This window comes from Mycobacterium sp. 155, assembly GCF_000373905.1.
In the GTDB taxonomy this organism is placed as follows: Bacteria; Actinomycetota; Actinomycetes; order Mycobacteriales; family Mycobacteriaceae; genus Mycobacterium.
The window spans coordinates 1643045-1658998 of record NZ_KB892705.1 but is presented as its reverse complement, the minus strand read 5'-3'; the positions used below and the strand labels follow the sequence as shown (position 1 = coordinate 1658998).

The following is a 15954-nucleotide window of genomic DNA, read 5'->3' as shown; positions in this document are numbered from 1 at the left end:
GGCTGGGGACACGCTCGGCGACACGCTCGGATGTGTCGGTGGGCGGCAATAGACTGGCGACCCTATGAGCGGTTCATCTTCGGGGTCTTCAGGGTCCTTTGTGCACCTGCACAACCACACCGAGTATTCGATGCTGGACGGCGCTGCGAAGATCACTCCGATGCTTGCCGAGGCGCAGCGGCTGGGCATGCCCGCGATCGGCATGACCGACCACGGCAACATGTTCGGCGCCAGCGAGTTCTACAACTCGGCGACCAAAGCTGGCATCAAACCGATCATCGGCGTCGAGGCGTACATCGCTCCCGCGTCGCGGTTCGACACCAAGCGGGTCCAATGGGGTGACCCGAGCCAGAAGGGCGACGACGTCTCGGGTAGCGGTGCTTACACCCACATGACGATGATGGCCGAGAACGCCACCGGTCTGCGTAACTTGTTCAAGCTCTCGTCGCTGGCGTCCTTCGAAGGTCAGCTCGGCAAATGGTCGCGCATGGACGCCGAGATCATCGCCGAGCACGCCGAGGGCATCATCGCAACCACGGGGTGCCCGTCCGGGGAGGTGCAGACCCGGCTGCGGCTCGGTCATCGGGACGAGGCGCTCGAAGCGGCCGCCAAGTGGCGCGACATTTTCGGCAAGGAGAACTTCTTCCTGGAGCTCATGGACCACGGCCTCGACATCGAGCGTCGCGTCCGCGAGGGCCTCCTGGAGATCGGGCAGAAGCTCGCCATCCCACCGCTGGCGACCAACGACTGCCACTACGTGACGCGCGAGGCGTCGCAGAACCACGAGGCGCTGCTCTGCATCCAAACGGGCAAGACGCTGTCCGACCCGAACCGCTTCAAGTTCGATGGTGACGGCTACTACCTCAAATCGGCCGAAGAGATGCGGGCGCTGTGGGACTCGCAGGTGCCGGGCGCGTGCGATTCCACGGTGCTCATCGGCGAGCGGGTCCAGTCCTATGCCGACGTGTGGACCCCGACCGACCGGATGCCGGTGTTCCCGGTTCCCGAAGGCCATGATCAGGCGACGTGGCTGACCCGCGAGGTGACCGCGGGGCTGCAGCGACGGTTCCGTGGCGGTGCCGTGCCTGCCGAGTACTCCGACCGCGCCGCCTACGAGATCAAGGTCATCTGCGACAAGGGCTTCCCCTCCTACTTTCTCATCGTCGCCGACCTGATCAACTACGCCCGCTCGGTCGACATCAGGGTGGGTCCGGGCCGCGGGTCTGCCGCCGGATCCCTGGTGGCCTACGCGCTCGGTATCACCAATATCGATCCGATCCCACACGGCCTGCTGTTCGAGCGGTTCCTCAACCCGGAACGTCCGTCGGCCCCTGACATCGATATCGACTTCGACGACCGTCGCCGCGGCGAGATGCTTCGCTACGCGGCCAACAAGTGGGGCAGTGACCGGGTCGCCCAGGTCATCACCTTTGGCACCATCAAAACCAAAGCGGCGCTGAAGGACTCGGCGCGTGTCCACTACGGTCAGCCGGGCTTCGCCATCGCCGACCGGATCACCAAGGCGCTGCCGCCGCCGATCATGGCCAAGGACATCCCGCTGTCGGGTATCACCGATCCGAGCCATGAGCGGTACAAGGAAGCAGCCGAGGTCCGCGGCCTGCTCGACACCGATCCGGATGTGCGCACCATCTACGAGACGGCGCGGGGCCTTGAGGGCCTGGTCCGCAACGCCGGTGTGCACGCGTGCGCGGTGATCATGAGTTCCGAACCGCTCATCGACGCCATTCCGCTGTGGAGGCGGCCCCAGGACGGCGCGGTCATCACGGGCTGGGATTACCCGTCGTGCGAGGCCATCGGCCTGTTGAAGATGGACTTTCTGGGCCTGCGGAACCTGACGATCATCGGTGATTGCATCGAGAACATCAAAGCCAACCGCGGTGTCGACCTCGACCTCGAAACGCTGCCATTCGACGACCCAGCCGCCTACGAACTGCTTGGCCGCGGTGACACCTTAGGGGTGTTCCAGCTCGACGGTGGTCCGATGCGCGACCTGCTGCGCCGCATGCAGCCCACCGGGTTCAACGACATTGTCGCGGTGCTGGCCCTGTACCGGCCCGGCCCCATGGGCATGAACGCCCACAACGACTACGCGGACCGCAAGAACGGGCGCCAGGCGATCAAACCGATCCACCCCGAACTCGAGGAGCCGCTCAAAGACATCCTCGCCGAGACCTACGGCCTGATCGTCTACCAAGAGCAGATCATGTTCATCGCCCAGAAGGTCGCCTCGTACTCGATGGGCAAAGCCGATGCGCTCCGAAAGGCCATGGGTAAGAAGAAACTTGAGGTGCTAGAGGCCGAGTACAAGGGCTTCAAGGAGGGCATGACCGCCAACGGCTTCTCCGAGGGCGCGGTGAAAGCCTTGTGGGACACCATCCTTCCGTTCGCCGGCTACGCGTTCAACAAATCGCATGCGGCCGGCTACGGCCTGGTGTCGTACTGGACCGCCTATCTCAAGGCGAATTACCCGGCCGAGTACATGGCGGGCCTGCTCACCTCGGTCGGTGACGACAAGGACAAAGCCGCGGTGTATCTCGCCGACTGCCGCAGGCTCAGCATCACGGTGTTGCCGCCCGACGTCAACGAGTCGGTGCAGAACTTCGCCTCGGTGGGAGCCGACATCCGCTTCGGGCTCGGTGCGGTGCGCAACGTCGGCGCGAACGTCGTGGCGTCGCTCGTGAGTACCCGCGCCGAGAAGGGCAAGTACACCGATTTCTCGGACTACCTCAACAAGATCGACATCGCGGCCTGCAACAAGAAGGTCACAGAATCGCTGATCAAGGCCGGCGCGTTCGACTCTCTCGGCCATCCGCGCAAGGGCCTGTTCCTCGTGCACACCGACGCCGTCGATTCGGTGCTCGGTACCAAGAAGGCCGAGGCGATGGGGCAGTTCGACCTGTTCGGTGGCGGTGACGCCGCCGATTCCGGAGATGCCGCGTTCACCATCAAAGTCCCCGACGAGGAGTGGGATGACAAGCACAAGCTGGCGCTCGAACGCGAGATGCTCGGCCTGTACGTGTCCGGCCATCCGCTCAACGGCGTCGCGCATCTACTGTCTGCCCAGGTCGATACCCAGATCCCGGCGATCCTCGACGGCGACGTCGCCAACGACGCCCAGGTAGTGGTCGGCGGCATCCTGGCTTCGGTCAACCGGCGCGTCAATAAGAACGGATTGCCTTGGGCATCAGCACAATTGGAAGATCTCACCGGTGGTATCGAGGTGCTGTTCTTCCCTCAGACATATTCGTTGTTCGGCGGCGAGATCGCCGACGACGTGGTGGTGTTGGTCAAGGCCAAAGTTGCTGCGCGCGACGACCGGATCTCGCTCATCGCGCACGAGCTCGTGGTGCCGGACTTCACCAGCGCCCAGGCCGACCGGCCTCTTGCGGTGAGCTTGCCGACTCGGCAATGCACCATCGACAAGGTCAGTGCACTCAAGCAAGTGCTGGCCAATCATCCGGGTACGGCCCAGGTGCATCTGCGGCTGATCAGCGGTGAGCGGATCACCACCCTGGAGTTGGATCAGTCGCTGCGGGTGACGCCGTCGTCGGCATTGATGGGTGACCTCAAGGCGCTGCTGGGTCCGGGCTGTCTGGGTTAGCCGTCCTGCCCGTGGCGGATGTACGTTAGAACCGGTAACGCAGGATCCGGCCCTTGCGCGCTGTCGCCTTCGTCTTTCCCATCAATCGGGTGGCGACTCGCAGCCATCCGGGGAAGAGGTCGACTTCGTCGGCGTGGGTGAGGCTGGCCTCCTCGACGAGGCGCAGCCGCGGATTCCAGGTCTGCGGATGGTGAGCGTCTTTGAATCCGAGATAACCCCATTGACTACCAACGTCTTTGAACATCTTCTGGGGATAGAACTTGAGCGCTGCGCGGCTGAACCAGCCGATCCCACCGTAGTCGTTGAAGGCGATCTCGCCAGTGTGGAAGTGCTCGGTGATGCCGCGGAAGATCCCCGCGATCACCGGTTCGGTGAGGAATGCGAGCAATCCGTCGGCCACGAGCATGGTGGGCCGGTCCGCCGGAATCGTCGCTGCCCAATCCGGAGCGGCCAGCGATGCCGCCACGATGTGTGAACGCGGATCCGGAGGCAGGAGACCCTCGCGCAGCGCGCTGATGCCCGCGAGGTCGATGTGGTACCAGTCCACGGTCGCCGGCGGCGAGACGCGGTACAGGCCGCTGTCGAGACCGGCCCCGAGATCGACCACGACCGCGTTTGGATGTGCCGCGGTGAAGGTACGGACCCGGTCGTCGAGCATCTTGGCCCGCAGCGCCGCCTGGCACACCACGCTGGTCTGAACACCCAGCCCGGCAAAGTCGTAGTCGATATCGTCGACGATCGAATCGGCCAGCGAATCCCCGAGTATCGGGTGCGCCGCGCGATTGTCCAATGCTCGGGCATACAGCGTCAGCAAGGCCGTCTCTTCGACCGGAGTCAGATCGGCGATGACAGTCCTCATAGGTGCGACGGTACACCCCGTCGTCGCGCTGAACGATCAGCCCAAAACGTTTACCGCCCTGGCGATTACGCATCTAGCAGTGGACAGTGCCACCACGGCCTGGACCATCAATCCGGTTTGGCAACGCCAGATGCCGAACACGATGATGTTGGAGGTGGCGTACCGACCGCGTGAACCCTATCGGGGTGTCAGTGTGGCTGCCTACGCTGTGAAACATGCGGAGTCGTCATATCAGTGTCTGGATCGATGCCGCGCCCGACGCGGTGTATGCGTTCGCCGCCGACCCGCACCAGTTGTCGCGCTGGGCCGCGGGTTTGGCCGGAGGCTCGCTGCGGCCGTCAGCCGACGGCTGGCTGGCGGATTCCCCGATGGGGCAGGTGACCGTGCAGTTCAGCCCGCCCAACACTTTCGGCGTGCTCGACCATGTGGTGCGGTTGCCGTCCGGCGAGGAGGTTTACAACCCCATGCGTGTGGTCGCCGCCAGCCCCGGGGCAGCACAGTGCGAGGTGGTGTTTACCGTGCGGCAGCGGCCGGGGGTCGCCGATGAGGACTTCGACGCCGATATCGCCGCAGTGACCGCCGATCTCGAGACTCTTCGCGGCCTGCTCGAAGGTCAGTGACCGCAGGACTTCAGCAGCGCGCTTCCAGCCGGTACTGAACGTCGGCCGGTCTGGTGGGACGATCGTCATTGGCGCCGCGTGCCGTGCCGGTGATGGTGAACGTCGATCCGTCGATGCTGGCCTCGGTGGTGCCCGGCCGTCCTTCTGCCCAGCTGCCGGTGAAACCGTCGATGCCGCGGAGTCGAACCGCCCTCGGGGTGACGGCAGCTCCGGTCTCGACCATCGCCGTGAAACCCGGTTCCTTCTCCGACGACTCGATGATCCACAGCCAGGCTCGCTGCGTGCAGTCGATCGGAAACGCGGTCGAAGACTGCTGGCCATTGATCGTGATCCGCGCGGTGTTCCCGCCGGGGAGAGGTCCGGGCTGGGTTGAACACGCACTCACCACCAGAGCGGCGAGCACCACAGTGCGCGCCCCCATCGACCGGATCCGCCGTTGGGTGTGGCGCATGAGAATGGGTTTACCCCTTGTCTGCCTGTTTGGCCATAGTCGTGCCTATTCCGGCGACTACGAGGCGCAGGAGGTTTTCGGGGACGAGAAGGCCGGGTGCTGGGTCCGTGCAATGGCGGCCTTCCCGGACTACGCCGAGTACCGGGAGAAGACTCGAGCGGCAGATCCCGGTGTTCGTGCTCACCCCGGTGAAGTGAAACCGCTGGCCGGTGGCACTATTGACCAGTGACTGCCGAACTGAGCTCCCGTACGTCTGCGCCGCTTTGTGCGGCCGACATCGATGAGGCTGCCCGGCGAATTTCCGGTGTGGTCACGCAAAGCCCCCTGCAGATTTGTGAGCGGTTGTCCGAGGCCACCGGTGCCACGGTGTACCTCAAGCGCGAAGATCTGCAGGCAGTGCGGTCCTACAAGGTGCGTGGTGCCTTCAATCTGATGGCCCAGTTGTCCGAGGAGGAGAAGGCCGCGGGCGTGGTGTGCTCTTCGGCCGGAAACCATGCTCAGGGCTTCGCGATGGCGTGCCGGTCGATGGGCATCCACGGCCGGGTGTACGTGCCGGCCAAGACTCCCAAGCAGAAGCGCGACCGCATCCGGTATCACGGCCGCGAGTTCATCGAGCTGATCGCTGTCGGGGCGACCTACGACCAGGCCGCCGCCGCGGCACTCGACGATGTGGCACGCACAGGCGCCACTCTCGTACCCCCGTACGACGACGTGCGCACCATGGCCGGGCAGGGCACCATCGCCGCCGAACTGCTTGAGCAGCTCGATGCCGAACCCGACCTGGTGATCGTGCCCGTCGGTGGCGGGGGTTGCATCTCCGGCATCACCACCTACCTGGCCGAGCGCACCACCAGCACGTCGGTGCTCGGTGCCGAGCCGGCTGGTGCCGCGTCGATGATCGCGGCGCTGGCGGCGGGCGAGCCGGTCACCCTCGAGCATGTGGACCAGTTCGTCGACGGGGCCGCGGTCGCCCGGGCGGGTGCGCGACCCTACGCCGCGCTGGCGGCAGCCGGCGACATGGTGTCGATCACCACCGTCGACGAGGGCGCGGTCTGCACCGCGATGCTCGACCTGTACCAGAACGAGGGCATCATTGCCGAGCCGGCCGGTGCTCTGTCGGTGGCGGCCCTGCTGGAGGCTGACATCGAGCCCGGCTCCACCGTGGTCTGCCTGATTTCCGGTGGCAACAACGACGTCTCCCGGTACAACGAGGTGCTGGAACGATCGCTGGTTCACCTGGGTCTCAAGCATTACTTCCTGGTGGATTTCCCACAGGAGCCCGGCGCGTTGCGGCGCTTCCTCGACGAGGTGCTCGGGCCGGGTGACGACATCACCCTCTTCGAGTACGTCAAACGCAACAACCGGGAGACCGGCGAGGCGCTGTGTGGGGTTCAGCTGAGCTCGGCGGCCGACCTGGAAGGTCTGCTGGCCCGGATGGAGGCCTCCGATATTCACGTCGAGTTGCTCGAGCCCGGATCCCCGACGTACCGCTACCTGACCTAGCTGGCGTCGGCCTCACCTCGAGCACCGCCTCGTCGTTGGCGCGGAAGATCGGTTCCAGCGGCACACCGTATGCGGCGGCAGACACGGTCAGCAGCGATGCCCAGTCGCGGTCGAGGTTCGACACCGGGCCGCGCCCCGGCCGCGTGAGCAGCATGGCAACGGTGGTGCCGTCTTCCAGCCCCGTCAGAACTCGCGGGAGCCGACTGACGATGTACTCGACCAGTCCCGGCTGGGGCCTGGCTCGCACCGGCACCTGGCTCATGGCCGTATACATCCGGCGGTCGCCGCCGACGAATCCGACCCACAACAACCGTTGCCCGAACCCGAGGTCACCCATGAGGGCGCGCCAACGCTCGCGCAAGTCGACGGCGGAATGGATCGGGTCGGTGGCGGTTTCGATCGGCGGTATGGGCAGCAATTCACGATGACTCATGTCCGCATCATCGTCGCCAGGATGCCTAGTGGGGTAACGCGTTATCCACAGGCTCTGCGGTTGTGGACGGCGGTTTGACAGTGCGCAAAATCGCGAAAGAATGTCCGGCCAGCGTCGTGGCATCGGGACCGACCGCGGGTTCGCCCCACGCCAGCACCACGTCCCCGGTCACCGGGACGCTGGCGGCCGCTTCCCCCAGGTTGCAGGCGATGGCGAGGGTGCCACGGAGCAACACGATCCAGCGCTGCCGCTCGTCGAACTGGATGTGCAGATGGTCCAGCCAGGGATCGGCGAGATCGGCCTCGCTGTGGCGCAGGCCGATCAGATCGTGGTACAGCCGCCGCAACCGGCCGTGGTCGCCTTCGTCGATCTCGTCCCAGTTCAACTTGGACCGCTTGAATGTCGCGGGGTCCTGAGGATCGGGAATCTCGTCGGCATCCCAGCCGTGTTCGGCGAACTCGGCCTTGCGGCCTTCGGCCGTGGCACGGGCCAGTTCAGGTTCCGGGTGCGAGCTGAAGAATTGGAACGGCGACGACGAGCCCCACTCCTCGCCCATGAAAAGCATTGCAGTATAGGGAGATCCGAGCGCAAGCGCGGCCTTTACGGCGAGCTGCCCGGTATCCAGCCGCTGTGACGGCCGGTCTCCGACAGCCCGGTTGCCGACCTGATCGTGGGTCAGTGTGTAGGCCAGCAGCCGGGTGGCGGGAATAGTCGTGGTGTCCAGCGGGCGGCCGTGCCTGCGGTGCCGAAACGACGAGTACGTACCGGCGTGGAAGTAGCCGTTCTTGAGTGTGCTCGCCAAGGTCTGCAGTGACCCGAAGTCGGCGTAGTAGCCCTGCCTTTCGCCTGAGACCGCGGTGTGGATGGCGTGGTGGATGTCGTCGTCCCACTGTGCGGTCATTCCGTAGCCGCCACGGTCCCGCGGGGTGATCAGACGGGGGTCGTTGAGGTCGCTCTCGGCGATCAGTGACAGCGGGCGGCCGAGTTCTGCTGCCAGCGCGTCCGTTTCGGTGGCCAGTTCCTCCAGCAGGTGGATCGCGGTGTTGTCCATCAGCGCGTGCACGGCGTCCAGCCGCAGGCCGTCGGCGTGGAACTCCCGCATCCACCGCAGGGCGCAGTCGAGAATGTAGCGACGTACTTCGTCTGCGTCGTTGCCGGACAAGTTGATCGAGCTGCCCCACGGGTTGTGGCCGGCGGACAGGTAGGGGCCGAACCGGGGGAGGTAGTTGCCGGACGGGCCGAGGTGGTTGAACACCGCGTCGACGAGAACACCGAGTCCGCGGGCATGGCAGGCGTCGATGAGCCGGACGAGGCCGTCGGGACCGCCGTAGGGTTCGTGCACCGCGTACCAGAGCACGCCGTCGTAGCCCCAGCCATATGTTCCGTTGAAGGCGTTGACCGGCATCAGCTCAACGAAGTCGACTCCGAGACCCACCAGATAGTCGAGCTTTTCGATCGCTGCGTCGAAAGTCCCGGCCGGGGTGAACGTGCCTATGTGCAGTTCGTAGATCACCCCGCCCGCGATGGACTTGCCTGTCCAGCCGGCATCGGTCCAGGCGTCCGGTCGAGCGCGCCACAGCCGGGAGCGTTCGTGCACACCGTCGGGCTGGCGGGGTGAGCGCGGATCCGGAAGCACCTGCGGGTCGTCACCAAGGACGAATCCATACCGGGCGTCAGCAGGGGCGTCGACATCGGTGCGCCACCAGCCGTCCTCGGTGCGGTCCATCTCGTGCTGGGTGCCGTTTACGTCGAGCCGGACGCGTTCGGGCTTCGGGGCCCAGACCGCGAATTCAGTCATCGCTGCGCACCAACAGCGCGACCGGCAGTTCGGCGAAAAGTCCGCTGGCGGGGATCGCCCCGCTGTACTGCGTGCCGGTGAGCCGGTCGGCCCAGACACCGTCGGGAAGCGTGAGCGTGGTGTCTGCCCAACCGGTTTCGGCGAGGCGAACGGTCCAGCGGCTCACAGCCACCAGCACGTCGCTACCGCGTTGGAACGACACCACGTGCGCTGCGGCGGGTCCGTCGGCCGATACCGGCCGGTAGCTGCCGGTCAGGAAGCTCTCCGGTCGTTCCCGGCGCAACCGTAACGCCGCGTTCGTCACGCGCAGTTTGTCTTCGCTGTTCTCCCGCAGTGCGCGACGACGCGCTGCGTAGTCGACGGGCCGGCGATTGTCCGGGTCGACCAGACTGTCCTCGGGGAACTCGGTGCCCTGGTATACGTCGGGTACACCCGGTGCGGTCAGCTGGATGAGCTTCTGGCCCAGAATGTCGTTGCGGGTGTGGGCATGCAGACGCGTCGTCAGGTTCGTCAGCCCGGCTGCGACCGGACCGTCGAGCACCTGATCGAGCCAATTGTGCACGGCTGCCTCAAAATCGGGATCCTGCTCGTGCCAGGACGTGTGGATGCCCGCCTCCCTGATGGCCTTCTCGGCGTAGACGTGCAGCCGGGTGCGTAACTCGTCGGTCACCAGGCCATCGGCCGGCCAGACGCCGAAGATGTTCTGCCACAGGAACAACCCGGTGCTCGCATCCGGCGGCGGGGCCAGTGCTGACCACTCGCCGATCCGGTCGGCCCACTCCGAGGACACCTGCGACAGCACGCCGATGCGGGCGCGCACATCCTCACCACGTTTGGTGTCGTGCGTGGTCAATGCGGTCATCGCCAACGGCCAGTGGCGGACCCGAGCTGCGGCCCGCTGATGGAATTCGGCTGCGCTGACACCGAACAGCGCCGGGTCGCCCCCGACCTCGTTGAGCGACACCAGGCGTGCGTCTCGGTAGAAGAGGCAATCCTCGACCGACTTCGCGGTCGCCGCGCCACACAGCTGGTTGAACCGGGCTGCCGCTTCAGGGCTGGTCGACACCGCTGCGGCCACGATGGCCAGCACGTCAGCTAATTCCGGTGTGGCCACCACTGTTTCGCCGAGGGCGACCGGCAGCACAGCGGCCAGTGCGGGATAGTCGCAGCGGTACACCGGGATCCTGCCGACCAACGCCGCGACGGCTGCGGGTAGACGGACGTCGCGAACGCCAGTGGCAGCCGAGATGACGCGGCAGAGCCGGTCCAGCTCACTGGCCAGAGTGTCGGTGACGGCGGTGGTCTTGAGTTCGATCTCCGAGGTCGCGTCGTCCTGCGCCGCCAGTTTCGTCAGGGCGGCTGCCCCCGTAGGCTCGACGAACAGACCGCCGACCTCCCGCAGCGCGTCGTAACCCGTGGTGCCGTCCACCGGCAGCGAGGAGTCCAGGCTTTCGTCGGTGGCGAGGATCTTCTCCGCCACGATCCACGCCGTCGGCCCGGTCAGTTCGCGCAGCCAGGCGAGATATCCTGCGGGATCGGACAATCCGTCCGGGTGGTCGATGCGCACGCCGTCGACAAGCGACTCGTCAAACCACCGCCGGACCTCGGTGTGGGTGGCGTCGAACACCGCACGGTCCTCCTGCCGCAGCGCGGCCAGCGATGTGATCGAGAAGAACCGGCGATACCCGCACTGTCCGGTGCGCCATCCGGTGAGCCGGTAATGCTGCCGGTCGTGCACCTGCGCACCGGTGCCGTCGCCAGTGCCCGCGGCCACCGGCAGCACGAGATCGCCCAGCCGCAAAACGTCGCCGTCGACCTCCAGGTGCTTGACGTCCTCGTCGGAACCCAGGATCGGCAACCCGATCCGGCCGTTGTCGAGATCCCAGTCGATATCGAAGAACTGCGCGTAGGGGGAGTCGGGCCCGTTGGCGAGGACATCCCACCACCACCGGTTCTGCTCGGCATGGGAGACGCCGACGTGGTTGGGCACGATATCAACGATGAGGCCGATCTTCCTCTTGCGCGCGGCCACAGAGAGCCGGTGCAGCCCGTCCGGCCCGCCCAGCGCCGGTGAGACCGCCGTCGGATCGGTGACGTCGTACCCGTGAGTCGAATCCGTGTCGGCGGTGAGGATCGGCGATAGATATAGATGCGACACCCCGAGCTCGTCGAGATAGTCGAGCAGCGCCAACGCATCGTCGAACGTGAAGCAGTCGCCACGCATCTGGAGTCGGTACGTGGACAGGACGGGGAACGTCACCGCTCAGGCCGTCTTCTTCAGGACGACGAGCGAACGGGCTTGCAGCGAGATCTTCTCTCCGGCGGCCACGACCAGATCTGACGCGCCGGTCGGATCGGCGGTGTCGAACACCGCAGTCCACTGGCTGGCGTAGTCGCCGTCCGGCGTGACGAAATCCTGAGGGTGGTCATTGGCGTTGAAGCACAGCAGAAATGAATCGTCGACCACGCGCTCGCCTCGAGCATCGGGCGCCTCGATGGCATCGCCGTTGAGGAAAACTGCCACGCACGTGCCCAAGCCCGTGCCCCAGTCATCTGGTGTCATCTCGGTTCCGGATGGAGTCAGCCACGCGATGTCACGCACCTGATCCCCACTGCGGATCGGTTTGCCCTCGAAGAACCTGCGGCGTTTGAAGACCGGGTGCTGCTTGCGGAATTCGACGATTTTGCGCGTGAACTCAAGCAGGTCGGCGTTGGTCTCGCACAACGACCAATCTATCCAGGACAGCTCCGAATCCTGGCAGTACACATTGTTGTTGCCCAGCTGGGTGCGGCCGATCTCGTCGCCGTGCGCGATCATCGGGGTGCCCTGCGAGAGCATCAGGGTTCCCATAATGTTGCGCATCTGCTTGGAGCGCAGCGTCAGGATGTCGGGGTCGTCGGTCGGTCCTTCGATGCCGCAGTTCCAGGACCGATTGTGGCTTTCGCCGTCGCGGTTGTCCTCGCCGTTGGCCGCGTTGTGTTTCTCGTTGTAGGACACCAGGTCCCGCAGCGTGAAGCCGTCGTGGCAGGTGACGAAGTTGATGCTGGCGCCGGGCCGGCGGCCCGTCGCCTCATAAAGGTCCGACGAACCGGTCAGCCGGGACGCGAACTCACCCAGGGTTGCGGACTCTCCCCGCCAGTAATCACGCATAGTGTCGCGGTATTTCCCGTTCCACTCTGTCCATAAACCTGGGAAATTTCCAACCTGGTAGCCGCCCTCGCCGACGTCCCACGGTTCGGCGATCAGCTTGACCTGGCTGACCACCGGATCTTGCTGCACCAGATCGAAGAACGCCGAAAGCCGGTCGACGTCGTAGAACTCGCGCGCCAGCGTCGAGGCCAGGTCGAAGCGGAACCCGTCGACGTGCATCTCCAGCACCCAGTACCGCAGCGAATCCATGATGAGCTGCAGGGTGTGCGGATGACGCGCGTTGAGGCTGTTGCCGGTCCCGGTGAAATCCTTGTAGAGCTCACGCTGGCCGTCCATCAGACGGTAGTAGCCGGCGTTGTCGATGCCGCGGAAGTTGATGGTCGGGCCCAGGTGGTTGCCTTCGGCGGTGTGGTTGTAGACCACGTCGAGGATCACCTCGATGCCCGCGTCGTGGAACGCCTTGACCATGGTCTTGAACTCGGCCACAGCGCCGCCCGCGTGTCGGTTGGCGGCGTACTGATAGTGCGGCGCGAAAAACCCCACGGTGTTGTAACCCCAGTAATTGCGCAACCCCAGGTCCAGCAGCCGTTGATCGTGCATGAACTGATGCACGGGCATCAGTTCGATGGCCGTGACGTGCAGGGATTTGAGGTGCTCGATGATCACCGGATGACTCAGGCCTGCATACGTTCCACGCAGCGCCTCGGGGATACCGTGGTGGGTCTGAGTCATGCCCTTGACGTGCGCCTCGTAGATCACCGTGTCGTGATACGGAGTCTTGGGTGCGCGGTCGGACCCCCACTGGAAGAACGGATTGATCACCACGCTGGTCATGGTGTGGCCCAGCGAATCCACCTGCGGGGGAGTCCCGGTGCCGGGCGGCTCCGCGGTCAGGTCGTAGGAGAACAGCGCCTGGGTGAAGTCGAAGTCGCCATGGAACGATTTGCCGTACGGGTCCAGCAACAGCTTGCTGGGATCACACCGATGCCCGGCGCTCGGATCCCACGGACCGTAAACCCGGTATCCGTACCGCTGGCCCGGGGTGATGGTCGGCAGATAGGCGTGCCACACGTATCCGTCAACCTCGTCGAGGTTGATCCGCTCCTCGGTGCCGTCTTTGGCGAGCAAGCACAGTTCGACGCGTTCGGCGACCTCGGAGTACAGGGAGAAGTTGGTTCCGGCGCCGTCATACGTCGAACCCAGCGGATAGGGGTCACCGGGCCAGACCGTCGATGTCGCGCGGGCCGGGGGCAGGGGCGGCTGGGTAGAGGAGGAGGTCACTGTCACCACCAACCCGTGGTAGCTGCCATCTGACGACCGAGCTCACCCGTCATGGTTCTCATATACGTCGTAGAAATGTGATGAGAGTCGTGGTACAGCAATACATTTCCCTCCACCGCACGGCAATAGTCCTTACGGCACACCGCATTGCTCATATCGAGCGGCTTCAAAATCGGGAACTGCTGGACAAAATCCAGTGTCGGGTTCCGGTCGGAGAGTACCTTGGACCGCTCCACGCCGCAGGAGACTGCGTTGCCGCCTTTGGCGAGGCAGTCGGCCGGAAAGAACGGCTGACCGTCCCGTACCAGCCAGGGTGTGTCCCGCATGGCGAGAACGGGAATGTTGTTCTTGGACAACGTGTCCCAGATGCCGATATAGGTGCTCGGCATTACATCACCTGGTTTGATGTTCCAGGGCCGGGTCGAGGTGGTGAACACATAGTCGGGCCGGTCGGTGATGAGCCGGGACATGACCTCGTCATTCCATTGGTGGCACTTCGGATACGGGCGGTTGTCGCCCATCACTAGGGGAACTTCCTCGGTGGTCAGCGGACAGCCCATCTTCAGGTACGTGACGACCTTGAAGTGGTGCGACTGGCCGAGCAGATCGAGTGCAGTGATCCAGTGCTCGGCGTGCGATCCGCCGGCCAGTGCGATGGTGCGCGTTGCATTCTTGTCACCGTAGGTGCACGTGATGACATCGGCGTTGGAGAAATCGCTGATGCAGCCTTCCAGCGTGGTGGCCGGCAGATCGTCCTTGGCTTCCAGGACCGTCGGCCGCATGGGCAGCTTCGGCACCCGCTCGTGGTTGAGCAGAGCTCGGGCACCGGGATAGTCCCGCGCCGACAACCCGGCCAGTTCCTTGCCGTTGGCCCGCTGCACGGTGACGTGTTCCCGCCAAGTGAACGACGTGGCGGTCAGGGCGACACCGAGCAGGGCGATCACGGAGCCCAGCACGATGGTCGGGCGTTTCAACCGAGCCTGTAGCGGGATGACCGGCGCCGGCGTGGCCGACTTCGTCGACCTCTGCAACCGCAGCGGCTCCTCGACGTAGTGGGTGGTGAGCCAGGCCAGCACCCCGGAGATCAGGAGCACAACCGCGCCCTCGAGGAAGCTGGTCCGCGTATGGCCGGTGTAGGACAGCCAGAAGATCAGCAGGGGCCAGTGCCACAGGTACAGCGAGTAGGCCATCGAGCCGAGTGAGACGAACGGCTTGGTTGCCAGCATCCGGTTGGGTGCCGGGAGTCGGTCATCCGATCCGGTGCCCGTCATCAGATTGGCCGCGGAGAGGATGAACAGCATCGTGGCCCCGACCGGGACCAGGGCCCAGGGGCCAGGGAATTCCTTGACGCCGTCGATGAACGCGCCGCAGGACAGGATCGCGGCCAGGGCAACCGTCGCGACCACGGTGCGCAGCCACATGGGCCACCGGACGAAGGGCACGACCGCGCCGACGAGGGCCCCGAGCAGCAACTCCCAGGCGCGCGCAAAGCTGTTGTAGTACGCGGTCGCCTGGTCGATGTTGTGCGCGATGATCGCGTACACGAAGGACGCGACGGTGAGCGTGCTCAGCAGTACGACGAATGCCGTGCGCAGGTGTCGACCGAAGACCTTCCTGCACAGCCAGGCAAATCCGAAGATCAGGGCAAGAAACGCTATGTAGAACTGGCCTTGCACCGACATCGACCAGATGTGCTGCAGTGGGCTGACAGCTTCACCTGCACGCAGATAGTTCGCTGCGGTGCTGGCCAGCTCCCAGTTCTGGTAATAGCCCAAGCTTGCCAGGCTCTGGTCGGCAAATGTTTCCCAGCGGGTCTCCGGTTGGATCAGGATGGTCAGCACCGCTGCGGCCGCGAGCACCACGACCAATGCTGGCAACAGCCGACGGACCAGCCGGATCACCTCGGGGACAGGCCACAGCGACACGCCAGGGGTGAGGGCGGTGCGCAACAACTTGCCGCCGAAAAAGAACCCCGACAACGCCAGAAAAACGTCCACACCACCGGAAACACGCCCGAACCAGACATGAAAAACAGCGACCAGCGCGATGGCGATACCGCGCAGGCCGTCCAGATCGTGCCGGTAGAAACCCGACTTCCGGGTCCCCATGGCGGCGGGGGTCGCGCGCGAATCGTCGGTGCTCGGCGCCGACCGGGCTGGGGCGAGGGTCATCATGGTCGAGGACAATTTACCTAATAACCCCGTGACGCTCACATTTCACATGCCAGCGACGTCGT

9 protein-coding genes and 1 pseudogene are annotated in these 15954 nt (G+C 65.0%); 4 read left to right on the top strand and 6 right to left on the bottom strand.

Annotated features, from left to right (window positions below; genetic code table 11):
* The first annotated feature begins 64 nt into the window (after positions 1-64).
* Positions 65-3622: a DNA polymerase III subunit alpha gene (gene dnaE, locus B133_RS0107700; RefSeq protein WP_026256113.1), complete on the top strand. Its 3558-nt coding sequence runs from the start codon at positions 65-67 to the stop codon at positions 3620-3622.
* Positions 3623-3647: 25 nt separating this feature from the next.
* Here dnaE and B133_RS0107695 read toward each other — a convergent pair whose 3' ends face one another.
* Positions 3648-4481: a class I SAM-dependent methyltransferase gene (locus tag B133_RS0107695; protein WP_018600166.1), complete on the bottom strand. Its 834-nt coding sequence runs from the start codon at positions 4479-4481 to the stop codon at positions 3648-3650.
* A gap of 215 nt (positions 4482-4696) precedes the next feature.
* On the opposite strand from B133_RS0107695, the gene B133_RS0107690 reads away from it, so the two are divergent.
* Complete coding sequence (locus tag B133_RS0107690; RefSeq protein WP_018600165.1) at positions 4697-5101, top strand: hypothetical protein; 405 nt, start codon at positions 4697-4699, stop codon at positions 5099-5101.
* Between the two features lie 10 nt (positions 5102-5111).
* Here the strand turns inward: B133_RS0107690 and B133_RS0107685 are convergent, their stop codons facing one another.
* Entirely contained in the window at positions 5112-5552 is a 441-nt protein-coding gene (locus tag B133_RS0107685; RefSeq protein ID WP_018600164.1) for a lipoprotein LpqH, read from the bottom strand.
* Positions 5553-5607: 55 nt separating this feature from the next.
* Here B133_RS0107685 and B133_RS23300 point away from each other — a divergent pair.
* Both B133_RS23300 and ilvA read left to right on the top strand, forming a co-directional pair.
* A pseudogene (locus tag B133_RS23300) lies at positions 5608-5749 on the top strand (nitroreductase/quinone reductase family protein); the annotation flags it as partial.
* A 28-nt stretch (positions 5750-5777) separates the two neighbouring features.
* Entirely contained in the window at positions 5778-7055 is a 1278-nt protein-coding gene (gene ilvA / locus B133_RS0107675) for a threonine ammonia-lyase IlvA (protein ID WP_018600163.1), read from the top strand.
* 458 nt (positions 7056-7513) lie between these two features.
* On the opposite strand, the gene treZ is transcribed toward ilvA, so the two are convergent.
* The 4 genes from treZ to B133_RS0107650 are packed head-to-tail and all read right to left on the bottom strand — an operon-like array spanning position 7514 to position 15892.
* Positions 7514-9286 (bottom strand): malto-oligosyltrehalose trehalohydrolase, encoded by a 1773-nt coding sequence (gene treZ, locus B133_RS0107665; protein ID WP_018600161.1) that lies wholly within the window; start codon positions 9284-9286, stop codon positions 7514-7516.
* Positions 9279-11546, bottom strand: a complete 2268-nt coding sequence (gene treY, locus B133_RS0107660; RefSeq protein ID WP_036418482.1) for a malto-oligosyltrehalose synthase — start codon at positions 11544-11546, stop codon at positions 9279-9281. Before treY ends, treZ begins: the two co-directional genes overlap by 8 nt.
* A 3-nt stretch (positions 11547-11549) precedes the next feature.
* Positions 11550-13727 carry a glycogen debranching protein GlgX gene (gene glgX / locus B133_RS0107655; RefSeq protein ID WP_018600159.1) on the bottom strand — a complete coding sequence of 726 codons (2178 nt, stop codon included), beginning with the start codon at positions 13725-13727 and terminating at the stop codon, positions 11550-11552.
* Positions 13721-15892: an acyltransferase family protein gene (locus B133_RS0107650; protein WP_018600158.1), complete on the bottom strand. Its 2172-nt coding sequence runs from the start codon at positions 15890-15892 to the stop codon at positions 13721-13723. Before B133_RS0107650 ends, glgX begins: the two co-directional genes overlap by 7 nt.
* Between the last annotated feature and the right edge of the window lie 62 nt (positions 15893-15954).